The organism is Psychrobacillus sp. PGGUH221 (genome assembly GCF_042055255.1).
In the GTDB taxonomy this organism is placed as follows: domain Bacteria; phylum Bacillota; class Bacilli; order Bacillales_A; family Planococcaceae; genus Psychrobacillus.
The window spans coordinates 216,868-238,966 of record NZ_JAQMHQ010000010.1 but is presented as its reverse complement, the minus strand read 5'-3'; the positions used below and the strand labels follow the sequence as shown (position 1 = coordinate 238,966).

37 protein-coding genes are annotated in these 22,099 nt (G+C 39.0%); 1 reads left to right on the top strand and 36 read right to left on the bottom strand.

Features of this window, described 5'->3' with window-relative positions; all coding sequences use genetic code 11:
* Positions 1 to 276: 276 nt before the first annotated feature.
* On the top strand, positions 277 to 1,341 hold the full coding sequence (locus PGC35_RS17930; RefSeq protein WP_375220088.1) for a C45 family autoproteolytic acyltransferase/hydrolase: 1,065 nt from the start codon (positions 277 to 279) through the stop codon (positions 1,339 to 1,341).
* 111 nt (positions 1,342 to 1,452) lie between these two features.
* On the opposite strand, the gene rpsI is transcribed toward PGC35_RS17930, so the two are convergent.
* The 36 genes from rpsI to PGC35_RS17750 form a co-directional block, all read right to left on the bottom strand.
* Positions 1,453 to 1,845, bottom strand: coding sequence for a 30S ribosomal protein S9 (gene rpsI, locus PGC35_RS17925; protein ID WP_053591347.1), 393 nt, complete (start codon positions 1,843 to 1,845; stop codon positions 1,453 to 1,455).
* Between the two features lie 22 nt (positions 1,846 to 1,867).
* Positions 1,868 to 2,305, bottom strand: coding sequence for a 50S ribosomal protein L13 (gene rplM / locus PGC35_RS17920; protein ID WP_053591346.1), 438 nt, complete (start codon positions 2,303 to 2,305; stop codon positions 1,868 to 1,870).
* A gap of 168 nt (positions 2,306 to 2,473) precedes the next feature.
* Positions 2,474 to 3,223 carry a tRNA pseudouridine(38-40) synthase TruA gene (gene truA / locus PGC35_RS17915; protein ID WP_053592260.1) on the bottom strand — a complete coding sequence of 250 codons (750 nt, stop codon included), beginning with the start codon at positions 3,221 to 3,223 and terminating at the stop codon, positions 2,474 to 2,476.
* A 13-nt stretch (positions 3,224 to 3,236) separates the two neighbouring features.
* Entirely contained in the window at positions 3,237 to 4,034 is a 798-nt protein-coding gene (locus tag PGC35_RS17910) for an energy-coupling factor transporter transmembrane component T family protein (RefSeq protein WP_056831175.1), read from the bottom strand.
* On the bottom strand, positions 4,034 to 4,903 hold the full coding sequence (locus PGC35_RS17905) for an energy-coupling factor ABC transporter ATP-binding protein (RefSeq protein WP_375220087.1): 870 nt from the start codon (positions 4,901 to 4,903) through the stop codon (positions 4,034 to 4,036). The genes PGC35_RS17910 and PGC35_RS17905 overlap by 1 nt, the downstream gene beginning before the upstream one ends.
* Positions 4,879 to 5,724, bottom strand: coding sequence for an energy-coupling factor ABC transporter ATP-binding protein (locus tag PGC35_RS17900; RefSeq protein WP_375220086.1), 846 nt, complete (start codon positions 5,722 to 5,724; stop codon positions 4,879 to 4,881). The genes PGC35_RS17905 and PGC35_RS17900 overlap by 25 nt, the downstream gene beginning before the upstream one ends.
* A gap of 373 nt (positions 5,725 to 6,097) precedes the next feature.
* A complete protein-coding gene (rplQ, locus tag PGC35_RS17895; protein WP_053591342.1) occupies positions 6,098 to 6,478 on the bottom strand; it encodes a 50S ribosomal protein L17 in 381 nt (126 codons plus the stop codon).
* 53 nt (positions 6,479 to 6,531) lie between these two features.
* Entirely contained in the window at positions 6,532 to 7,476 is a 945-nt protein-coding gene (locus PGC35_RS17890; protein WP_375220085.1) for a DNA-directed RNA polymerase subunit alpha, read from the bottom strand.
* A gap of 138 nt (positions 7,477 to 7,614) precedes the next feature.
* Positions 7,615 to 8,004 carry a 30S ribosomal protein S11 gene (gene rpsK / locus PGC35_RS17885; protein ID WP_053591340.1) on the bottom strand — a complete coding sequence of 130 codons (390 nt, stop codon included), beginning with the start codon at positions 8,002 to 8,004 and terminating at the stop codon, positions 7,615 to 7,617.
* Between the two features lie 25 nt (positions 8,005 to 8,029).
* Positions 8,030 to 8,395 (bottom strand): 30S ribosomal protein S13, encoded by a 366-nt coding sequence (gene rpsM / locus PGC35_RS17880; protein WP_053591339.1) that lies wholly within the window; start codon positions 8,393 to 8,395, stop codon positions 8,030 to 8,032.
* A 23-nt stretch (positions 8,396 to 8,418) separates the two neighbouring features.
* Positions 8,419 to 8,532 (bottom strand): 50S ribosomal protein L36, encoded by a 114-nt coding sequence (gene rpmJ / locus PGC35_RS17875; RefSeq protein ID WP_003247619.1) that lies wholly within the window; start codon positions 8,530 to 8,532, stop codon positions 8,419 to 8,421.
* A gap of 37 nt (positions 8,533 to 8,569) precedes the next feature.
* Positions 8,570 to 8,788 (bottom strand): translation initiation factor IF-1, encoded by a 219-nt coding sequence (infA, locus tag PGC35_RS17870; RefSeq protein WP_016429904.1) that lies wholly within the window; start codon positions 8,786 to 8,788, stop codon positions 8,570 to 8,572.
* Between the two features lie 456 nt (positions 8,789 to 9,244).
* Positions 9,245 to 9,898 (bottom strand): adenylate kinase, encoded by a 654-nt coding sequence (locus PGC35_RS17865; RefSeq protein WP_053591338.1) that lies wholly within the window; start codon positions 9,896 to 9,898, stop codon positions 9,245 to 9,247.
* A gap of 67 nt (positions 9,899 to 9,965) precedes the next feature.
* Positions 9,966 to 11,258, bottom strand: coding sequence for a preprotein translocase subunit SecY (gene secY, locus PGC35_RS17860; RefSeq protein ID WP_375220084.1), 1,293 nt, complete (start codon positions 11,256 to 11,258; stop codon positions 9,966 to 9,968).
* Entirely contained in the window at positions 11,258 to 11,698 is a 441-nt protein-coding gene (gene rplO / locus PGC35_RS17855; protein WP_053591336.1) for a 50S ribosomal protein L15, read from the bottom strand. The genes secY and rplO overlap by 1 nt, the downstream gene beginning before the upstream one ends.
* A gap of 32 nt (positions 11,699 to 11,730) precedes the next feature.
* Positions 11,731 to 11,913 (bottom strand): 50S ribosomal protein L30, encoded by a 183-nt coding sequence (rpmD, locus tag PGC35_RS17850; RefSeq protein WP_053591335.1) that lies wholly within the window; start codon positions 11,911 to 11,913, stop codon positions 11,731 to 11,733.
* A 15-nt stretch (positions 11,914 to 11,928) separates the two neighbouring features.
* The gene (gene rpsE / locus PGC35_RS17845; protein WP_053591334.1) at positions 11,929 to 12,429 is read right to left on the bottom strand and encodes a 30S ribosomal protein S5; all 501 of its coding nucleotides are present in this window, start codon (positions 12,427 to 12,429) and stop codon (positions 11,929 to 11,931) included.
* Between the two features lie 21 nt (positions 12,430 to 12,450).
* On the bottom strand, positions 12,451 to 12,810 hold the full coding sequence (rplR, locus tag PGC35_RS17840; RefSeq protein ID WP_053591333.1) for a 50S ribosomal protein L18: 360 nt from the start codon (positions 12,808 to 12,810) through the stop codon (positions 12,451 to 12,453).
* 30 nt (positions 12,811 to 12,840) lie between these two features.
* The gene (gene rplF, locus PGC35_RS17835; RefSeq protein ID WP_375220083.1) at positions 12,841 to 13,380 is read right to left on the bottom strand and encodes a 50S ribosomal protein L6; all 540 of its coding nucleotides are present in this window, start codon (positions 13,378 to 13,380) and stop codon (positions 12,841 to 12,843) included.
* A 30-nt stretch (positions 13,381 to 13,410) separates the two neighbouring features.
* Positions 13,411 to 13,809, bottom strand: coding sequence for a 30S ribosomal protein S8 (gene rpsH / locus PGC35_RS17830; protein WP_053591331.1), 399 nt, complete (start codon positions 13,807 to 13,809; stop codon positions 13,411 to 13,413).
* Positions 13,810 to 13,838: 29 nt separating this feature from the next.
* Positions 13,839 to 14,024: a 30S ribosomal protein S14 gene (gene rpsN / locus PGC35_RS17825; RefSeq protein ID WP_053591330.1), complete on the bottom strand. Its 186-nt coding sequence runs from the start codon at positions 14,022 to 14,024 to the stop codon at positions 13,839 to 13,841.
* An 18-nt stretch (positions 14,025 to 14,042) separates the two neighbouring features.
* Positions 14,043 to 14,582: a 50S ribosomal protein L5 gene (gene rplE, locus PGC35_RS17820; RefSeq protein WP_053591329.1), complete on the bottom strand. Its 540-nt coding sequence runs from the start codon at positions 14,580 to 14,582 to the stop codon at positions 14,043 to 14,045.
* A 23-nt stretch (positions 14,583 to 14,605) separates the two neighbouring features.
* Positions 14,606 to 14,914: a 50S ribosomal protein L24 gene (gene rplX / locus PGC35_RS17815; RefSeq protein ID WP_053591328.1), complete on the bottom strand. Its 309-nt coding sequence runs from the start codon at positions 14,912 to 14,914 to the stop codon at positions 14,606 to 14,608.
* A 36-nt stretch (positions 14,915 to 14,950) separates the two neighbouring features.
* A complete protein-coding gene (gene rplN / locus PGC35_RS17810) occupies positions 14,951 to 15,319 on the bottom strand; it encodes a 50S ribosomal protein L14 (protein WP_053591327.1) in 369 nt (122 codons plus the stop codon).
* 44 nt (positions 15,320 to 15,363) lie between these two features.
* A complete protein-coding gene (gene rpsQ / locus PGC35_RS17805; RefSeq protein ID WP_053591326.1) occupies positions 15,364 to 15,627 on the bottom strand; it encodes a 30S ribosomal protein S17 in 264 nt (87 codons plus the stop codon).
* 18 nt (positions 15,628 to 15,645) lie between these two features.
* Positions 15,646 to 15,846 (bottom strand): 50S ribosomal protein L29, encoded by a 201-nt coding sequence (gene rpmC, locus PGC35_RS17800; protein ID WP_053591325.1) that lies wholly within the window; start codon positions 15,844 to 15,846, stop codon positions 15,646 to 15,648.
* A complete protein-coding gene (gene rplP, locus PGC35_RS17795) occupies positions 15,836 to 16,270 on the bottom strand; it encodes a 50S ribosomal protein L16 (protein ID WP_053591324.1) in 435 nt (144 codons plus the stop codon). Before rplP ends, rpmC begins: the two co-directional genes overlap by 11 nt.
* 1 nt (position 16,271) lies before the next feature.
* A complete protein-coding gene (rpsC, locus tag PGC35_RS17790) occupies positions 16,272 to 16,928 on the bottom strand; it encodes a 30S ribosomal protein S3 (RefSeq protein WP_053591323.1) in 657 nt (218 codons plus the stop codon).
* 3 nt (positions 16,929 to 16,931) lie between these two features.
* On the bottom strand, positions 16,932 to 17,276 hold the full coding sequence (gene rplV / locus PGC35_RS17785; protein WP_053591322.1) for a 50S ribosomal protein L22: 345 nt from the start codon (positions 17,274 to 17,276) through the stop codon (positions 16,932 to 16,934).
* Between the two features lie 20 nt (positions 17,277 to 17,296).
* Positions 17,297 to 17,575 carry a 30S ribosomal protein S19 gene (rpsS, locus tag PGC35_RS17780; protein ID WP_053591321.1) on the bottom strand — a complete coding sequence of 93 codons (279 nt, stop codon included), beginning with the start codon at positions 17,573 to 17,575 and terminating at the stop codon, positions 17,297 to 17,299.
* Between the two features lie 60 nt (positions 17,576 to 17,635).
* Positions 17,636 to 18,466, bottom strand: coding sequence for a 50S ribosomal protein L2 (rplB, locus tag PGC35_RS17775; protein WP_053591320.1), 831 nt, complete (start codon positions 18,464 to 18,466; stop codon positions 17,636 to 17,638).
* A gap of 42 nt (positions 18,467 to 18,508) precedes the next feature.
* Positions 18,509 to 18,793 (bottom strand): 50S ribosomal protein L23, encoded by a 285-nt coding sequence (rplW, locus tag PGC35_RS17770; RefSeq protein WP_053591319.1) that lies wholly within the window; start codon positions 18,791 to 18,793, stop codon positions 18,509 to 18,511.
* On the bottom strand, positions 18,793 to 19,416 hold the full coding sequence (gene rplD / locus PGC35_RS17765) for a 50S ribosomal protein L4 (RefSeq protein ID WP_053591318.1): 624 nt from the start codon (positions 19,414 to 19,416) through the stop codon (positions 18,793 to 18,795). The genes rplW and rplD overlap by 1 nt, the downstream gene beginning before the upstream one ends.
* 25 nt (positions 19,417 to 19,441) lie before the next feature.
* Positions 19,442 to 20,071 (bottom strand): 50S ribosomal protein L3, encoded by a 630-nt coding sequence (gene rplC, locus PGC35_RS17760; protein ID WP_053591317.1) that lies wholly within the window; start codon positions 20,069 to 20,071, stop codon positions 19,442 to 19,444.
* Positions 20,072 to 20,116: 45 nt separating this feature from the next.
* On the bottom strand, positions 20,117 to 20,425 hold the full coding sequence (gene rpsJ / locus PGC35_RS17755) for a 30S ribosomal protein S10 (RefSeq protein ID WP_004233624.1): 309 nt from the start codon (positions 20,423 to 20,425) through the stop codon (positions 20,117 to 20,119).
* Between the two features lie 348 nt (positions 20,426 to 20,773).
* The gene (locus PGC35_RS17750; RefSeq protein ID WP_375220082.1) at positions 20,774 to 22,090 is read right to left on the bottom strand and encodes a Na+/H+ antiporter family protein; all 1,317 of its coding nucleotides are present in this window, start codon (positions 22,088 to 22,090) and stop codon (positions 20,774 to 20,776) included.
* Between the last annotated feature and the right edge of the window lie 9 nt (positions 22,091 to 22,099).

Sequence of the window (22,099 nt, the reverse complement as noted above, 5' to 3'; positions counted from 1 at the left end):
GTAACACAATATAAAAACACGTTAAAGAAAGTTATAAGTGATAGGTGCAAAAAATCCTTTCCATTATTAAACCCAATAGGATACAAAACGCAAAATATTTTTTCTTTTCCAATTATTATTCTAAAAAAGGAATTGACTTTATGACCAGTTAAATATACGATGCGTTTTTAGTATCCTGAAATTTGTCTAGCTCCCTTTTATAAGTCGTTTCTTTTTTAAAGTACTTCATTATTACTTAAAATAGAAATATTAAGTAAAACCGAGAGGATTTTTGGCATGGGGAATGTTTACAGTGAGGTTGTTCAATTTCAAGGAGATCATTATAATTTCGGTTATATGCAAGGGAACCTTTTAAAAGAATCACCAATATTAATAAATAGAAAGAAACAGTGGGCTTCAAAAAGTCGCCACTTCCTTATCAATGAAATAGAATTCAAAATTGTAATTTTAACATTTGCCCCTCAAATTTGGGATGAGATTCAGGGACTTGCTGATTCTTTAAAATGGAAGATGGAAGATGCGATTCGAGAATTTGGTGGATATTATCTTGAATATGGGAGAAGCGGTTGTTCCATTTTTACAGGAAATGAATATATGGTTCGCAACTATGACAACCATCCATTTTCATATGAAGGGCGCTTTACTATATATCGGCCGACCGATGGAGGTTATGCCGTAATTGGGCCTTCCATGCAAATTACAGGTCGTACAGATGGGATGAATGAAAAAGGGCTTGCAATGGGCTATAACTTCATTAATAGAAAGAATTCAGAGGATGGCTTTGTCTGTAATATGATCGGCCGCATTATTTTAGAAACATGTGCAAACGTAGATGAAGCAATTGATCTCTTGAAGGAAATTCCGCATCGTCATTCATTTAGCTATGTTTTATTGGATACTAAAGGAGAGACATTTGTGGTAGAAGCTTCACCAAGAGCGGTAGAGGTTCGTCAATCAAATGTATGTACGAATCATTTTGAAGAATTAACAGAAGAAAATAGATATCGTATGGATGACTCCTTCCGAAGACAACAAGCCATTCTCCAACAACAAAATAATGTAACAGATCCTTACACAGCATACCGAATGATGAATGACACGGATAAAGGCATTTTTTCAAAAAAATATGGAGCATGGGCAGGTACTTTGCATACCTCCTTCTATTTTCCACAAGAAATGAGGATTGGATTTACACTTGGTGGTGATCGATTACCACTTATCTTTGATTTCAACGAGTGGATGCAAGGAGAAAAAATGAAGGCGAAACGAATAAAAGGCGTACTCGATTCAAATATGCCTTTTATCAATATGGAAGAAATCAATAATATAAAACATCTGTAACTTCTTTCGTTACAGATGTTTTTTCTATCGGTGTATATAGTTTTAAGTCTTTCTCATATTAATAAAAAAGACCCCCAACCAAAATGGTTGAGAGTCTTTGAAAACGCAATATTAACGTTTTGAGAACTGAGGTGCACGACGCGCGCCTTTAAGACCGTATTTTTTACGCTCTTTCATACGTGGGTCACGTGTTAAGAATCCTGCAGATTTCAATGCTGGACGGAAATCAGGATCTACTGTAAGTAGAGCACGTGCAATACCGTGACGGATTGCTCCTGCTTGACCTGTGAATCCACCACCATTAACGTTTACATGAATATCATAGCTACCAAGAGTTTGAGTAGTTACTAATGGTTGTTTAATGATTTCACGTAAAGTTTCGAATGGTACGTAATCTTCAACGTCACGTTTGTTAATAATAATTTTTCCTTCGCCTGGTACTAAACGTACGCGTGCTACTGAACTTTTACGGCGACCAGTGCCGATATATTGAACTTGTGCCAAGTGTATGTCCTCCTCTTATTAATTATCCGCGAAGCTCGTATGCTTCTGGTTTTTGTGCTGCATGTGGGTGTTCTGCTCCAGCGTAAACGTTAAGTTTTGAGAACATTTGACGTCCTATTGTGTTTTTAGGAAGCATCCCTTTAATTGCTAATTCGATCATTTTAGTTGGGTACTTAGTACGCATTTCTAATGCAGTACGTTGTTTAAGTCCACCTGCAAATTGAGTGTGACGGTAGTAAATTTTGTCATTTAACTTGTTCCCAGTTAAATGAATTTTGTCCGCGTTGATAATGATCACGTGATCACCTGTATCAACGTTTGGTGTGAATGTTGGTTTGTGTTTTCCACGTAAAATAGCAGCTACTTCTGAAGCTAAACGACCAAGAGTTTGGCCTTCAGCGTCAACTACTAACCATTTACGTTCTACTTCGTGACCTTTAGCCATGAATGTTGTACGCATGTATTTTGTCCTCCTAATTCAATCATAATCGATCTATAATTTTCTATATCCTCATACCAATAAGTTTCGGGGCTTATATTGTGGGGTTAATGAAAATACCATACATCATCATATAACGAAAACTCGATTAAGTCAAGCGTTTTTCGAAAAACACCTGGAAAAGTTGTTTCATGAGAAATACTCCACATTTTCTAGGTATAAACCGTGTGCTGGCGCGGTTTTTCCTGCTCTCTTTCGATCACAAGAATTAACTATGTCCCGCATCTCCTCCACACTTTTTTTACCGATTGCAATTTCCCATAAAGTTCCTGCAATAATGCGAACCATATTATATAAAAATCCATTTCCGTTAATCACCATATGCAATTGATTAGACTCTTTTTCTACTTCTAAATGGATGAAATGAATAGTTCTTACAAAATCTTTTACACTAGTATTAGAAGCGCAAAAACTTGAAAAATCGTGCGTTCCCAACAAATAAACTGCAGCCTCTTTCATTAGCTCCACATTAGGTTTATATCGCTCAACATGGACTGAATAATTACGTTCAAAGGGGCTTTGCACATCATTTAATGACCAAATATAGCGATAGGTTTTCCCTGTAGCATTATATCTTGCGTGGAAATCATCTTGAACTTGTTCTACCGATAAAATGCGAATATCTCCTGGAAGTTGTACATTCAATGCTGTTCGCCATCTTTCCATTGGTAACGTTAGCGAACTATCGAAATGAATAACTTGTCCAGTAGCATGAACTCCAGCATCTGTACGTCCACTTGCAACTACTTTTACGGATTCTCCCTTATGCATGATTCCAAGAACACGTTCTAGCTCCAGTTGTACTGTGCGCTTCCCCGGTTGAACCTGATACCCGGAAAATCCACTTCCATCATAACTGACAATTGCTTTTAACCTCACACCTACACCTCGTCTAACTTCTAAAATAAACAAGAATTCCAGCTAAGAGAACAAGTGACAGTATACTAATCGTATCTCGCGTTTCCCATTCTAACTTGCGATATCTTGTCCTACCCTCTCCACCTTTATATCCTCGTACTTCCATTGCTGTAGCTAAATCCTCTGCACGTTTAAAGGCACTCACAAATAACGGAATGAGAAGTGGAACAACGGCATTCATTCTTTCCTTCATACTTCCAGTCGTCATATCAGATCCTCTCGCCATTTGTGCTTTCATGATTTTATCTGTTTCATCCATTAACGTTGGGATGAATCTTAGCGAGATTGACATCATTAGCGCTAATTCATGCACTGGGAGCTTCCATTTCTTTAAAGGGTTCAATAATGTCTCTAATGCATCTGTAATCGATATAGGGGTAGTAGTGAGCGTTAGAATCGATGTCAATATTACTAGTACGAAAAAGCGTATAGAAATAAATATCCCTTGTCGTAAACCTTCCTCATAAATAGATATAAACTTCCATTGAAAAATAATGTCACCTTCACGTGTAAATATTAAATGTAATAAAAACGTGAAAATGATTAGTATAACAACTGGCTTCAAACCATTTATTAAAAAGTATAGGCGAATCTTGGACATACGGATAATCAAAAATGTAAACACAAGCAAAATACCATAAGTAATCCAGTTATTCGCAATAAAAACGATAGCAATAAATAAAAAGACAAAGATCAATTTAGCCCGAGCATCTAACCGGTGTATAAAAGAATCTCCTGGTATATAGCGACCGAATATCATTTTCTCTAGCATTAAACCTCACGCTCCTTTTTAATCATTTGCGCAAGCTCTTCTGCCAAGGATTCTTCGGTTAAGCATATTGAAGGCAGTTTTTTTCCTGTCATCTTCTCTATCTTTTTTTGAAATTTAACACTTTGAGGTAATTCCAAGCGATAATCTGTTAAGCGCTCTTCGTTATCAAAAATTTCAAATGGTAAACCTTCTAATACACACTTACCATTATGCATAATAGCAATACGATCAGCATATCTCGCTGCATCCTCCATGCTATGTGTTACCAAAACAGTCGTCAAACCTTTTTCTTTATGAAGCTTATAAAATAATTCCATTATTTCTTTTCGTCCTCTTGGGTCCAATCCAGCTGTTGGCTCATCTAGTACTAACACTTCTGGATTCATCGCAAGTACCCCAGCGATTGCCACCCTGCGCATTTGTCCTCCTGAGAGATCAAAAGGTGATTTCTCTAATACCTCATCAGGGAGTCCTAGCAGCTTTACTAATTCTATTGCACGTCTTTTTGCTTCCTCTTCTGATACACCAAAATTCATAGGACCAAACATAATATCTTTTAACACCGTTTCATCAAATAATTGATGCTCTGGAAATTGAAAAACAATACCTACTTTTTGTCTAACCTGTCTTAGTTGTTTGTTTTTCTTTTCCGGTTTTACTTCGACATCTCCAATTTTAATAGAGCCTTCCGTAGGTGTTAGTAATGCATTTAAATGTTGCAAAATAGTTGATTTACCGGATCCCGTGTGCCCAATGATTGCTTGGTAACTGCCTGAAGGTATATGTAGATCTACATTAAACAACGCTCGTTTTTCAAAAGGTGTATTTTTTGCATAAGCATAGCTTACTTGTTGAAGTATGATGTCCATAAATCATTCACCAACTCTTCTTCTGTCATATGGTCTTCCATTAGTGTAATTCCTTTGGAACGTAATAACCGAGATATATTCATCGCAAAAGGCAAATCAAGTCCTAGATCTACTAGTTCCTGTCCTTTTTGGAATATCTCTTCAGGCGTTCCTTCTGCGTATTTTTTACCGTTATTCATCATAATGACTCTATCCGCGTGTAATGCTTCTTCAAGATCATGTGTAATAGATATAACTGTTAAATCGGTTTCATCTTTTAACTGACGTACGGTTGAAAGAACCTCTTCTCTACCTTGAGGATCAAGCATAGAAGTTGCTTCATCTAGCAATAAAATCTTTGGCTTTAATGCGATTGCTCCAGCTATTGCGACACGTTGCTTTTGTCCTCCCGATAAATGATGAGGCTCGCTGTTCATAAAATCTTTCATTTTTACTTTAACTAATGACTCTTCTACTCGCTCTACCATTTCCTCAAACGGGATACCGTTATTTTCTAATGCAAATGCTACGTCATCCTGAACTGTGGCTCCTACGAATTGATTGTCTGGATTTTGGAACACCATTCCCATTTGCGAACGAGCTTCCCATAGATTGTGTTCATTCAACTCTTCCCCAAAAATACGTACTTTTCCCGACTGAGGAAATAGAAGACCATTCATTAATCGTGCAAGCGTCGATTTGCCGGAACCATTATGACCTACTACTGCAACCCACTCACCTGCTCGGATTGTGTAAGAAACGTTATTTACTGCTGGACGAATATTCTCTTCTTCTGTATATGTAAAAGTTACTTCTTGTAAAGAAATAATTTCGCTTTTCATCCTTTACCTCCTCTAGCTCCACTCTGCTGTCTAAGTTCATGTAACCATTCTACGATAAAATAAAAAAGCGCGCACCTCATTTTGAGAAATGCGCTCTTCTATAACGGTTTCATAATTGGCTGCTCAAGACCAATTAGAAAAATGAGGTGCGTAGAGCTAGACAAGACGCTACTTCTTAAACACGATTCAGATAAATCACGTAAAAAGTCCGCTCATCATAACACTCAGCTTTTATATTGTCGTATAAATCTAATAAATATGTTTGAAAAAAGAAGAGGGTGGTAGGAACACCAATTACCCTCTTCAACTTTATCTTAATCAAATTCGCCTTGGGGCTTTCATTTAATTATGCAGTGCGTGTATACACTTTAAATTAAACTAACTCAATTACTACAACAGGTGCTCCGTCTCCGCGACGAGGTCCAGCTTTCATAATACGAGTATAACCGCCTTGACGGTCTGCATAGCGTGGTGCTACATCATCAAACAATTTTTGTAATGCAAAAATTGTTGATTCATTACCTTCTTCATCAGTAGAAGTTACTACTTCACGACGAATGTAAGCAGCTGCTTGACGACGTGCGTGTAAATCTCCGCGTTTACCTAAAGTGATCATTTTTTCAACAACAGAACGTAATTCTTTTGCACGTGCTTCAGTAGTTTGAAGACGCTCATGAATAATTAGGTCAGTTGTTAAGTCACGTAACATCGCTTTACGTTGAGAACTTGTACGTCCAAGTTTTCTGTAACCCATGGATGTTTCCCTCCTTTGGTGAATAGTTCATATCTAGCTATATCAAAATTCGCTTAGTCTTCTTTACGTAATCCTAAGCCAAGCTCATCTAACTTCGCTCTTACTTCTTCTAAAGATTTACGGCCAAGGTTTCTTACTTTCATCATATCGTCTTCTGACTTGTTCGCAAGCTCAAGTACTGTGTTAATACCAGCTCGTTTTAAGCAGTTATAAGAACGAACAGAAAGATCAAGTTCTTCGATAGTCATCTCTAATACTTTTTCTTTTTGATCTTCTTCTTTTTCAACCATGATTTCAGCAGTTTGTGCCTCGTCGGTCATCCCTACAAAAATATTTAAGTGCTCTGTTAAGATTTTTGCTCCAAGCGAAATCGCCTCTTTTGGACCGGTGCTGCCATCTGTCCACACATCAAGAGTTAATTTATCGTAGTTTGCCAATTGACCAACACGAGTATTTTCCACTTGAAAATTAACGCGTGAAACTGGAGTATAAATAGAGTCGATCGGGATTACGCCGATAGGAAGATCCTCACGTTTGTTTTGATCAGCAGGAGTGTAGCCACGGCCTCGACCTGCATACATACGCATGCGGAAATGACCATTTTTGCCGATAGTTGCAATATAGAGATCCGGGTTTAATATCTCAACATCACTGTCATGTGTAATGTCAGCAGCTGTAACCGTTCCTTCTCCTTTTACATCAATCTCAATGACTTTTTCCTCGTCAGAGTAGATTTTCAAAGCTAGTTTCTTAATATTCATAATAATAGATGCAACATCTTCCACAACGCCTTCAATAGTTGAAAACTCATGTAAAACGCCATCGATTTGAATAGAAGTAACTGCAGCTCCTGGTAAAGAAGACAGAAGGATACGACGTAAAGAATTTCCCAAAGTATTTCCATAGCCACGTTCTAGCGGTTCTACAACAAATTTACCAAACTTGGCATTTTCGCTGATTTCTACACTTTCAATCTTTGGTTTTTCAATTTCGATCATTCCAATTTACCCTCCCTCAAAACATCGAATGTATAGGTTCTTTCCATCATATGAATTCGATCGTTTAACTGATTGCTGTTTGCACAACTTCAGTCTGTACAATAAATGATGTTCTCAAACAATGAGTTTCACCTATTATTACACGCGACGACGTTTTGGTGGACGGCAACCGTTATGTGGTACTGGTGTTACGTCTTTAATAGCTGTAACTTCTAGACCTGCAGCTTGAAGTGCACGGATAGCCGCTTCACGACCAGCACCTGGGCCTTTAACAGTTACTTCTAAAGTTTTTAAACCATGTTCCATGGATGTTTTTGCAGCAGTTTCAGCAGCCATTTGTGCAGCGAATGGAGTAGATTTACGAGAACCTCTGAATCCAAGAGCTCCAGCACTTGACCAAGAAAGTGCATTACCTTGCATGTCTGTGATAGTCACAATTGTATTATTAAATGTAGAGCGGATGTGAGCAATACCGGATTCGATATTCTTTTTCACACGACGCTTACGTGTTTGTTGTTTACGTGCCATGTTAGGAAGAAACCTCCTTTACCGATTATTTTTTCTTGTTCGCAACTGTTTTACGTGGACCTTTACGAGTACGAGCATTGTTCTTCGTATTTTGTCCGCGTACAGGTAAGCCGCGACGGTGACGGATACCACGGAAAGATCCGATTTCCATCAAACGTTTAATGTTTAGTGATACTTCACGACGAAGGTCACCTTCTACTTTGTATACACCGATTTGTTCACGGATTTTGTTTAACTCATCTTCTGTTAAATCGCGTACGCGAGTTTCTTCAGAAATACCAGCTTCAGCTAATACTTTTTGTGAAGTTGTTTTACCAATACCGTAAATGTATGTTAATGAAATAACAACGCGTTTGTCGCGTGGAATGTCAACACCAGCAATACGTGCCATATGTGTCGTGCACCTCCTTCTTATTAGCCTTGTCTTTGTTTGTGTTTAGGATTTTCACAGATTACCATTACTTTACCGCGTCGGCGAATTACCTTACATTTTTCGCAGATCGGTTTTACAGATGGTCTCACTTTCATCTAACCTAACCTCCTTAGTAGTCCGGAGTGCAAAAGATTATTTAAAACGGTACGTAATACGACCGCGAGTTAAATCGTAAGGAGATAGTTCAATTGTGACTTTATCTCCAGGTAAAATGCGGATAAAGTGCATACGAATTTTACCAGATACATGCGCAAGTATTGTATGACCGTTTTCTAATTCTACCTTAAACATCGCGTTTGGCAAAGTCTCAACAACTGTTCCTTCGACTTCAATTACATCATCTTTCGCCATCAACCCTGTCTCCCTTCTATATACAAATCAGGTTCTCATCAAAATTCAAACGTAATTTGCTGTTAGTATAGCCTCTAATGGAACGAAACTATTCGTTTTAAGCATATGTTTGGAAATCATGAGAGATGTTCGAAAGACACTCGTAAGGTTTCGCTTGTAGCAATCCACGGCGTAGACTGACTGGTAGAAACCTGTCTCCCTCATGTCAACATATTCGTACGAAAGTGTTGGATGAGTTCCATAGTACCCGTTCGTTACATAGATGCTTCCACGAAACCCATTATACCCCTTAAGTAGTGGAAATGCACGTGGACTAGGGGGCCCTCGTTTTTTGATACATTTCTTTCCCTAAGTTCGTATACCGGGCGCAATATGCTTTTGCAGCTCTCGAAAAAAACATTTCGTTCTTTGCATAATGCCCGGTTATTCAGTCAATCTGAGACAGGCACCGGGCTATTAAATGCGGTTGCCCTGTAACAGAGCATCAAGATCAGCAAAAACTTTTGAAATTTCTTGCTGTCCATCTATATTTGTTAAAACACCTTTGTTGTCATAAAAATCAAGCAAAGGTTGAGTTTGCTTCATATTTACTTCCAGACGGTTAGTAACCGTTTCGGGATTGTCATCCGCTCTTTGATAAAGCTCTCCACCATCTTTATCACAAACACCTTCTTTAGCAGGAGGGTTAAAGATTAAATGGTAAGCAGTGCCACACTCTTTACAAATGCGACGGCCAGTTAGACGTTTAATCAATTCTTCTTTTTCAACTTGGATGTTAAGCACATGCTCAAGTGATTTTCCAAGATCCGCAAGTAAAGCATCAAGTGCTTCCGCTTGAGGTACTGTTCTTGGGAAACCATCAAGTAAGAATCCTTTTTCACAATCTGGTTTACTCAATCTTTCACGGACAATACCAATCGTTACTTCATCGGGTACTAGTGCACCTTGATCCATAAACGATTTTGCTTTTAAGCCAAGTTCCGTGCCATCTTTAATTGCTGCTCGAAACATATCGCCTGTAGAAATATGAGGGATTGCGTACTTCTCAACAATTTTATCTGCTTGAGTACCTTTACCAGCACCCGGCAGACCCATTAAAACGATATTCATACGGAAATGCCCCCCTCAGGACTATTTTGTAGATTTTTAGGAACTATGTCGTTCCTAAAAACCAACATTATTTCATAAAGCCTTTATAATGACGCTTAACTAATTGTGATTCTAGCTGTTTCATCGTTTCAAGTGCAACACCTACAACGATTAGTAAGCTTGTTCCGCCAATTTGTGCAGATTGCGGTAATCCCGCAAACTTAACAAACAATAAAGGCATAACGGCAATCACCGCAAGGAAAATAGAGCCAACAAAAGTTAATCGATATAATACGCTAGTCAAATAATTTTGTGTGTTAATACCTGGACGAATACCTGGAATATACGCACCTTGCTTTTTCAAATTGTCCGCTACATTCTCTGGATTCACTTGAATGAATGCATAGAAGTAAGAGAACGCAATGATTAAAGCAATGTAAATTATCATTCCAACTGGTTGCGTGTAATCTAATGCATTTGATATAAAATCAGTTACCTTATTCTGACCAAAAAATAAAACAATAGATTGTGGTGCCATAAGGAAAGCTGATGCAAAGATTACTGGAATAACTCCCGCAGCATTTACTTTTAAAGGTAAGTGTGTTTGTTGACCGCCTGTTTGAGCAGTACCAGCAACACGTTTCGCATATTGAATTGGAATTTTACGTAACGCTTGTGTTACATAAATTACCCCAACTGTAACAGCGATGACTGCCAATAGAAGTAAAACCATTACGATTATATTTATAAATAGTGCATCACCAGCATCTACAATTTGTTGTGCATATAGTTGGTTTACTGCATTCGGAATTGCAGCAGCGATACCAGCGAAGATAATGATAGAAATACCATTACCAACACCTTTTGCTGTAATCTGCTCACCTAACCACATTAAGAATGCAGTTCCTGCAGTTAACACAATAGCAATAACAAGGTATGTCATGATGCCTTCGTCTTTTATTAAAGAACCACTATACATACGGTTGAATCCGTAAGACATCGCGATTGCTTGAATAAAAGCTAAGATAATTGTGAAGTAACGAGTGAACTGAGCAAGCTTCCGTCTTCCGACTTCCCCTTGTTTTGACCACTCTGTGAACTTCGGTACAACATCCATTTGTAACAATTGAACAATGATAGAAGCTGTGATGTATGGCATGATTCCCATTGCTAAAATAGAGAAGTTAGCAAGGGCTCCACCACCAAATGTATTTAAAAATCCGATCAAACCTAATTGATCTGTTTGTTTTAAAACATTTGCATCGACATTCGGCACTGGAACAAATGTACCAAGACGGAAGACGATTAACATCAATAAAGTAAAAATGATTTTATTTCGAATATCTCTCACACGCATAAAGTTGGAGATTGTCTGAAACATTAAACCACCTCAGTTTGTCCGCCAGCGTTCTCAATTGCTTCTTTAGCTGACGCAGAGAATTTGTGAGCTTTTACAGTTAACTTTTTGTCAAGTGATCCATTACCAAGAATCTTAATACCAGACTTCTCACTGCTCACAACACCTGTTTCGATTAATAGAGCAGGTGTTACTTCTGTGCCTTCTTCGAAACGATTTAATGTGTCAAGGTTCACAATTGCAAACTCTTTACGATTAATGTTCGTAAATCCACGTTTTGGTAAACGACGGAATAATGGGTTTTGACCGCCCTCAAATCCTGGACGAACCCCACCGCCTGAACGAGCGTTTTGACCTTTATGACCTTTACCTGCAGTTTTACCATTACCAGAACCGATACCACGGCCTACACGATTACGTGTAGAACGAGATCCTTCTGAAGGTTTTAACTCATGTAGTTTCATATGGTGGCACCTCCTTATTCTTAAATTAAACCTTAAATTTCTTTCAAAGTTACTAAGTGAGCTACTTTGTCAACCATTCCGCGGATAGCGGCGTTGTCTTGATGCTCAACTGTTTGATGCATTTTACGTAGTCCAAGAGCTTCAGCTACTTTGCGTTGATTTGGTTTAGTACCAATCAGGCTTTTAGTAAGGGTAATTTCTAATTTAGTTGCCATTGTAATTTCCCCCCCTTATCCTAACAGTTCTTCTACTGATTTACCACGCAATTTAGCAACGTCCTCAGCGCGTTTTAGTTGAGTCAATCCTTCTAATGTAGCACGAACCATGTTGATTGGTGTGTTAGATCCAAGTGATTTAGATAGAATATCAGTGATACCAGCTAATTCTAGTACCGCACGAACCGGTCCACCAGCGATAACTCCTGTACCAGGTGCAGCAGGTTTAACTAGAATAGAACCAGCTCCAAAGCGTCCAATTACTTGGTGAGGAGTTGTTCCGCCAACTCTTGGCACTTCCACTAAATTTTTCTTCGCATCTTCAACAGCTTTACGGATTGCATCTGGAACCTCTTGAGCTTTACCAGTACCAAATCCTACATGTCCATTCTTGTCACCGACAACTACTAATGCAGTAAAACGGAAACGACGTCCACCTTTTACAACTTTAGCAACACGGTTAATCGTAACTACGCGTTCTTCAAGTTCAAGTTTGTTTGGGTCAATACCACGCATGAAATATGTCCCTCCTTCTTCTTAAAATTCTAAGCCGTTTTCACGTGCAGCTTCAGCTAACGCTTTAACACGTCCATGATATAAGTAACCGCCACGGTCGAATACAACAGATTTGATGTTTTTTTCAACAGCGCGTTTTGCAATGATTTCACCGATTGATTTAGCAGCTTCAACATTTCCAGCTGTTCCATCAAAGTCTTTATCCATAGTAGACGCACTCACAATTGTCAAACCTTTTGAATCATCGATCAGTTGCGCGTAAATATGTTTGTTAGAACGGAATACATTTAAACGTGGACGTTCAGTAGTACCCGTGATTTTTGTACGAACACGTGCATGACGTTTTTTACGAACTTGATTTTTGTCTTGTTTCGTAATCACAGTGGTCACTCCTTTCTAATGCGCGATGCATTATTTACCTGTTTTACCTTCTTTGCGGCGTACAACTTCGCCTTCGTAACGAATACCTTTACCTTTGTAAGGCTCTGGTGGACGAACAGCACGAATGTTAGATGCTAATGCACCAACGCGTTCTTTGTTAATACCGCGAACGATAACTTTTGTATTTGAAGGAACTTCAACTTCAAGTCCATCTTCAGGAGTGAACTCAACTGGATGTGAGTACCCTACATTAAGTACAAGTTTCTTACCTTGTAGTTGTGCACGGTAACCTACCCCAACTAATTCAAGTCCACGTTCAAATCCTGCAGAAACACCAGTGATCATGTTTGCTAATAAAGCACGAGTTGTTCCATGAATTGTACGGTGTCCTTTAGATTCTGAAGGACGTACTAAAGTAATTACAGTACCTTCTTGCTCAATTTTAATATCTTGGTTAAAAGATGTTGTTAATTCACCTTTAGGTCCTTTTACTACTACTGTATTATCTTCGTTGATAGTTACAGTAACACCTGCAGGAACCTCTATTGGTTTTTTACCTACTCGAGACATTTTGTTGCACCTCCATTCGTTTGTTGATTATTACCAAACGTAAGCTACGATTTCTCCGCCAACTTGTTTAGCGCGAGCTTCTTTATCTGTTAATAAACCATTTGAAGTAGAAACTAAAGCGATTCCTAAACCGTTAAGAACTTTAGGCACTTCGTTTGTTTTAGCATAAACACGTAGACCAGGTTTTGAAATACGTTTCAAACCAGTAATAACGCGTTCGTCGTTTTGACCATATTTTAAGAAGATGCGGATAATTCCTTGTTTGCTATCTTCTACATATTCAACATCACGAACGAAACCTTCGCGTTTTAAAATTTCAGCGATTTCCTTTTTCATGTTTGAAGCAGGAACTTCTAATTTCTCGTGACGAACCATGTTAGCATTACGAATGCGTGTAAGCATATCTGCAATTGGATCTGACATTGTCATTACATTTACCTCCTTCCCAGTATAGGGGTTTACCAGCTTGCTTTTTTAACGCCAGGAATTTGTCCCTTGTATGCAAGTTCACGGAAACAAATACGGCAAAGCTTAAATTTACGATATACAGAGTGCGGACGTCCACAACGCTCACAGCGTGTGTATTCTTGCACTTTGAACTTTGGCGTACGTTGTTGTTTAACGATCATTGATTTTTTAGCCACGTTTTCGCCTCCCTTATTTTACTTTTGGAATGGCATGCCGAATTGTGTTAATAACTCACGAGCTTCTTCGTCAGAGTTCGCAGTTGTTACAATTACGATGTCCATACCGCGTACTTTCGAAACTTTATCATAATCGATTTCAGGGAAGATTAATTGCTCTTTAACTCCAAGAGTGTAGTTACCGCGACCGTCAAATGCTTTTTTAGAAACACCACGGAAGTCACGTACACGTGGAAGAGAGATAGCGATTAATTTATCCAAAAAGTCATACATACGTTCACCACGTAGAGTAACTTTTGCACCGATTGGCATTCCTTCACGAAGACGGAAACCAGCGATCGATTTTTTAGCTTTCGTAATTACAGGTTTTTGACCTGCGATGATTTGTAATTCTTCTACAGCAGCATCAAGTGCTTTTGTGTTAGAAACAGCATCGCCCACACCCATATTGATAACAATTTTATCAACTTTAGGTACTTGCATTACTGAGTTATATTCAAACTTGCTCATTAGAGCAGGAGAAACTTCCTTAAGATATTTTTCTTTTAGGCGGTTCATGTGTGTACCTCCCTTCTTTTTACTTATTTAATAATTTCACCAGATTTTTTCGCAACACGAACTTTTTTGCCATCTTCTACTTTATAACCTACGCGAGTCGGCTCGCCAGTTTTAGGGTCGATTAACATAACATTCGATACGTGAATTGCAGCCTCTTGACTAACAATTCCGCCTTGCGGATTAGCTTGGTTTGGCTTCATATGTTTTTTGACGATGTTTACACCTTCAACTAACACACGGTCTTTCTTAGGATAAGCAGTTAGGATAACACCTGTTTTCCCTTTGTCTTTACCTGAGATTACCTTTACTTTGTCGCCTTTTTTAACATGCATTCTGTCGCACCTCCTTGATTGGCACTTTCATGTAAATTAAAGAACTTCTGGAGCTAAAGATACGATCTTCATGAAGTTGCTATCGCGTAGTTCACGAGCAACAGGTCCAAAAATACGAGTTCCACGTGGTCCTTTATCATCTTTAATGATAACGCAAGCATTTTCATCAAATTTGATATAAGTACCATCTTTGCGGCGTACGCCGCTTTTTGTGCGAACGATAACAGCTTTAACGACGTCACCTTTCTTGACAACGCCACCTGGTGTTGCTTTCTTAACTGTACATACGACGATATCGCCGATATTAGCAGTTTTACGTCCAGTACCACCAAGTACTTTAATAGTTAAAACTTCACGTGCACCTGAGTTGTCAGCAACTTTCATACGAGTTTCTTGTTGGATCACTTAGGTAACCTCCCTTCGGAATTAATTAGTTCCGAAATTCATTATTAGATAATAACCGCTTTTTCTACAACTTCTACTAGACGGAAACGTTTTGTAGCAGATAGCGGACGAGTTTCCATGATGCGAACGATATCGCCGATTTGGGCTACGTTTTGCTCATCATGAGCCTTAAATTTCTTAGAATACTTAACACGTTTACCGTATAATTTATGTTTTTTATGAGTTTCAACTAAAACAGTGATTGTTTTATCCATTTTATCAGAAACTACACGGCCAGTGTATACTTTGCGTTGATTACGCTCAGTCATGCCTGAAAACCTCCTTTATCAGTTGTTTGCACTGATTTCTCTTTCGCGAATCACAGTTTTCATACGCGCAATCGCTTTACGTACTTCACGAATGCGAGCTGTGTTTTCTAATTGACCAGTCGCCAATTGGAAGCGAAGGTTGAAAAGCTCTTCTTTCAGTGATTTCACTTTTTGTTCGATTTCTGCAGTGGTAAGTTCACGGATGTCATTAGCTTTCATTAGATTCACCACCAATTTCTTGACGTTTAACTACTTTACATTTAACAGGAAGCTTATGTGATGCTAAGCGAAGCGCTTCACGAGCGATCTCTTCAGATACACCAGCAATTTCAAACATAACTTTTCCTGGTTTTACTACTGCTACCCAACCTTCAGGAGCCCCTTTACCGGAACCCATACGAACCTCTAGAGGCTTTTTAGTGTAAGGTTTATGTGGGAAAATTTTAATCCATACTTTACCGCCACGTTTCATGTAACGTGTCATTGCAATACGAGCTGATTCAATTTGACGGCTTGTGATCCAGCTAGCTTCTGTAGCTTGTAGACCGAATTCACCGAATGAAACTTCTTTACCGCCTTTTGCTTCACCACGCATTTTTCCACGGTGTTCACGACGGTATTTAACGCGTTTAGGCATTAACATATTATTTGCCTCCTTCCTCAGAGTTCTTCTTCACTGGAAGGACTTCACCACGATAGATCCATACTTTAACGCCTAGCTTACCATAAGTTGTGTCAGCTTCAGCATGTGCATAATCAATGTCAGCACGTAATGTATGAAGTGGTACAGTACCTTCACTATAGTGTTCAGCACGCGCGATATCAGCGCCGCCAAGACGTCCAGATACTTGAGTTTTAATACCTTTAGCGCCTGCACGCATTGTGCGTTGAATTGCTTGTTTTTGAGCGCGACGGAAAGATACGCGGCTTTCTAATTGACGTGCGATACTTTCTGCTACTAATTTAGCATCTAAGTCTGCTCTTTTAATTTCTACGATGTTGATGTGTACACGCTTGCCAGTAGTATCGTTTAAGTGTTTACGAAGTGCTTCAACTTCAGTACCACCTTTACCGATTACCATTCCTGGTTTCGCAGTGTGAATTGTAATGTTTACACGTTTTGCAGCACGTTCAATTTCTACTGTAGAAACTGATGCATCTTTCAAACGAGTTTCAATGTACTTACGAATTTTTAAATCTTCGTGTAGTAGAGTTGCATAGTCTTTACCAGCGTACCATTTTGACTCCCAGTCACGAATAATACCTACTCGTAATCCTATTGGATGTACTTTTTGACCCACGAATTATCCCTCCTTCTTCTCAGATACCACTACTGTGATGTGGCTTGTACGTTTGTTAATAGCACTTGCACGACCCATAGCACGTGGACGGAAACGTTTTAGTGTTGGACCTTCGTCAACGAAGACTTCAGAAACAACTAAGTTGTTAACATCTAAATCATAATTGTGCTCAGCGTTAGCGATAGCAGATTTTAATACTTTCTCAACAACAGGTGATGCTGCTTTAGGAGTAAGTTGTAAAATTGCAACTGCTTCACCGACTTGCTTACCTCTGATTAAATCTACGACTAATCTTACTTTACGAGGAGCAATGCGCACTGTTTTAGCAATAGCTTTTGCTTGTGACATTTGAATGACCTCCTCTCAAATTAGCGTCTTGTTTTCTTATCATCTGCACCATGACTTTTATAAGCGCGTGTTGGTGCAAACTCGCCTAGTTTATGACCTACCATATCTTCAGTAATGTATACAGGAACATGTTTACGTCCGTCATATACTGCGATCGTTAAACCGATGAAAGTAGGGAAAATAGTAGAACGGCGAGACCAAGTCTTAATCACTTGTTTTTTCTCAGAGTCCTTTTGTGCATCGACCTTTTTTAATAAATGATCATCTGCAAAAGGTCCTTTTTTCAAGCTACGACCCATGCTGGAACCTCCCTCCGTGATTGCACCACGGTTCTTTCTTTGAACCGTAGTAAAACCACTTTATTTTTTACGACGACGAATGATAAGTTTGTCGGATTTGTTTTTCTTGCTACGAGTTTTGTATCCAAGAGTTGGTTTACCCCATGGAGACATAGGTGACTTACGACCGATTGGCGTACGTCCTTCACCACCACCGTGTGGGTGATCGTTAGGGTTCATTACAGATCCACGTACAGTTGGGCGGTTACCTAACCAACGATTACGACCAGCTTTACCAATGTTCACAAGTTCATGTTGTTCGTTTCCTACTTCACCAACAGTTGCGCGGCAAACACCTAGGATTAAACGAACCTCACCAGATTGTAAACGTACGATTACGTATTTACCTTCTTTACCAAGTAATTGAGCAGATGTACCAGCAGAACGAACTAACTGACCACCTTTACCAGGTTTCATTTCAATGTTATGGATAGTAGTACCCATTGGAATGTTTTGTAATGGAAGAGCGTTTCCTACTTTAATATCAGCTTCTGGACCTGACACGATTGTCATGCCAACTTCTAAGCCTTTAGGAGCTAGGATGTAACGTTTTTCCCCATCAGCATAATTGATCAATGCGATATTCGCAGAGCGGTTTGGATCATATTCAATAGTGGCAACGCGTCCTGGAATGCCATCTTTGTTTCGTTTGAAATCGATGACACGGTATTGGCGTTTGTGTCCACCACCATGATGACGAACAGTAATTTTACCTTGATTGTTACGGCCGCCTTTACGCTTCACAGGAGCAAGAAGTGATTTCTCAGGTTTGTCAGTTGTGATTTCAGCGTAATCTAACGATGTCATGTTACGACGTCCGTTTGACGTTGGTTTATACTTTTTAATCGCCATTTTTTTCCCTCCTTCTTGAGTATTAAATTCCTTATATAAGGATTAGATTTCGAATAACTCGATTTCTTTGCTATCAGCAGTTAATGTAACAATCGCTTTACGACGTTTGTTTGTATATCCACCGAATTTACCTACACGTTTGAATTTACCTTTGTAGTTCATGATGTTCACTTTTTCAACATCTACTCCAAAGATTTCTTCAACAGCATATTTAACTTGTGTTTTGTTAGCGCGAGTGTCCACTTCGAAAGTGTACTTCTTATCTGCCATTACTTCAGAAGAACGCTCGGTAATGACCGGACGTTTAATAATATCACGTGCTTCCATTAACCAAGCACCTCCTCTACTTTTTCTACTGCAGCTTTAGTCATCACTAATTTTTCGTGACCAACTAAATCTAAAACGTTAATGCCTGTTGCAGACACAACTGTGATCCCAGGGATGTTACGTGCTGCTAACGCTACGTTTTCATCTAAATCAGCAGTTACGAATAACGCTTTTTTATCGATGGAAAGGTTAGATAACACTTTCACAAATTCTTTTGTTTTTGGTGCATCGAACGCTAAACCTTCAAGTACTACGATGCTTTCTTCGTTCACTTTAGATGAAAGAGCTGAAAGAAGAGCTAGACGACGTACTTTCTTAGGTAATTTATAGCTGTAACTACGTGGAGTCGGACCAAATACAATACCACCACCACGCCATTGTGGAGAGCGAATTGAACCTTGACGAGCACGACCAGTTCCTTTTTGTTTCCAAGGTTTACGGCCACCACCAGCTACTTCAGAACGGTTTTTCACTTTGTGATTACCTTGACGAAGTGATGCGCGTTGAGCAATGATAGCTTCAAATAAAACAGATTCGTTTGGCTCAATACCGAAAACTTTATCGTTTAACTCGATTTCGCCAACAGAAGATCCTGCTTGATTGAATAAAGATACTTTTGCCATTCCTGTTTCCTCCTTTCTTCAGAGATTATTTCGATTTAATAGCAGCTTTTACAACTACTAATGATTTACGAGAACCAGGAACATTACCTTTAACAAGTAGTAAGTTACGTTCAGCATCCACTCTTACGATTTGTAAGTTTTGGATTGTAACTACATGCCCACCCATTTGACCAGGTAATTTCTTTTGTTTAAATACGCGGTTCGGAGCAACTGGCCCCATTGAACCCGGACGACGGTGGTAACGAGATCCGTGGGCCATTGGTCCACGTGATTGTCCATGACGTTTAATAACACCTTGGAAACCTTTACCTTTAGTAACACCTGTTACATCAATTACATCGCCTTCTGCGAAACTTTCAACGTTGACTTCTTGACCAACTTCGTAATTAGCTGTATCCAAGCCGCGGAATTCGCGGATGAAGCGCTTAGGAGCAGTGCTCGCTTTAGCTACGTGCCCTTTCGCTGGTTTGTTAGAAAGCTTTTCTCGCTTATCTTCAAAACCTAACTGAATTGCTTCGTAACCGTCTGTTTCTACTGTTTTCTTTTGAAGTACTACGTTTGGAGTAGCTTCAATAACAGTTACAGGGATTAAGTCACCGTTCTCAGCAAATACTTGCGTCATACCGATTTTTCTACCTAAGATTCCTTTGGTCATCCGTCACACCTCCTATAATAATTAGTTGTTTTTTATTTTTTACCATTAAAGTTTGATTTCAATATCAACGCCAGATGGTAAATCAAGCTTCATTAACGCATCAACAGTTTGTGGTGTTGGGTTAACGATATCGATCAGACGTTTATGCGTACGCATTTCGAATTGTTCACGAGAATCTTTGTACTTGTGAACAGCACGAAGAATTGTGTACACAGACTTCTCAGTCGGAAGTGGAATCGGACCTGATACACTTGCACCTGAACGTTTAGCAGTTTCCACAATTTTCTCAGCAGATTGATCAAGGATTCTGTGATCATACGCTTTCAAACGGATACGAATTTTTTGTTTTGCCATTATTTTCCCTCCTTTTCGCCTATTTTCTAGACATTCTCCACGAAAATTTTCCGTACACTCGCCATGGCAAAGCGGCCGGGTGTGTCGGTAACCTCTCGCTTCATCGCAGTCAAAGACCAACATTCAACATTATATACAAAATAAAATAATTCCGCAAGTGTTTTTACGAAATTCTTTTTAAATGTTGATATATTATTTCTCTTAACTAATAAACTAGCTTCTTTAAGCCGTTTATCAGTATACAAAACTATCGCTATTATTTCAAATGAAACGATAAATTAAGTTGCTAATGCCTTTCTTCTATATATAAAGGACGCTCCATTAAATGAGCGTCCTTTTCTTCCCTAACTATAGAACATACATAACCGCGATCCATCCAAAGAGAACTAACGGTATGTTGTAACAAATAAATGTAGGTACACATGTATCCCAAATGTGATTATGCTGTCCGTCTACACTTAACCCAGCAGTCGGACCAAGAGTTGAATCAGAAGCTGGTGACCCTGCATCACCTAATGCTCCTGCTGTCCCAATCAAAGCAATGGTCGCTAGGGGACTTAATCCTAACTCCACTGATAGTGGTACAAAGATAGCTGCTATTATTGGAATAGTAGCAAATGAAGAACCAATTCCCATCGTCACTATTAATCCTATTATTAACATGATTAATACGGCCAAACTTACATTACCCTCTAATAACTCTGCAGACGCCTTCACTAATGATTCAACATGACCAGTGGCATTTATTACTGCCGCAAAACCATTTGCAGTAATCATTACAAACCCAACAAACGCCATCATACGCATACCTTCAGTTAACAATTGATCTGCTTCTTTCCATTTAAGAGCCCCACTTACATACAGAACAGTAATACCTGCAAGCGCCCCAGCAATCATCGAATCAGTTACTATTTGTACGTATAACGCTGCAATCAATGCGATAACTGTAAAGATTATACTACTTTTCTTCACATTTACCTTAAGTTCTTCTACGACAACATCCTCTTGCTTATAAACTCTTGGTTTACGATATAATACAAACGCTAGTACTAATCCAAAAACCATCCCTAATGCTGGAACAGCCATAGCTTTTGGAATATCACTAAGTGCAATCTCTAGACCAGACAATCCCATTTGTGTTGCTACAATTTGTTGATAAATCGCGCCAAATCCGTATGGAAGGAACATATAAGGTGTTATTAAACCAAACGCTAAAATACACGCAATTAATCGACGATCCACATGTAACATATTTAAGACTTTCAAAATTGGAGGAACTAACAAAGGAATAAAAGCGATATGGATCGGGATTAAGTTTTGTGAGAAGATCGCCATCATAAGTAACAATAAAAACACCAATACTTTAGCTAATCCTACTTTCTGTGAATCTCCTTCTCTTTTCACAAGCTTCAATATGACCCCTACTAACAATTCCGGTATACCTGTTCTCGAAATCGCAACAGCAAAGCCCCCTAATAATGCGTAGCTTAACGCTATTGTCGCTCCAGCACCTAATCCACCCGTAAATGCCTCAATTGTTTCCGTGACTGATAGGCCGGCTGTAAGACCCCCTATAAGAGCACCTATAATTAACGAGAATACAACATTGATTCGAAGTAAACTCAATATCAACATAACTCCTACTGCAACTAATACAGCATTCATATAAAACCC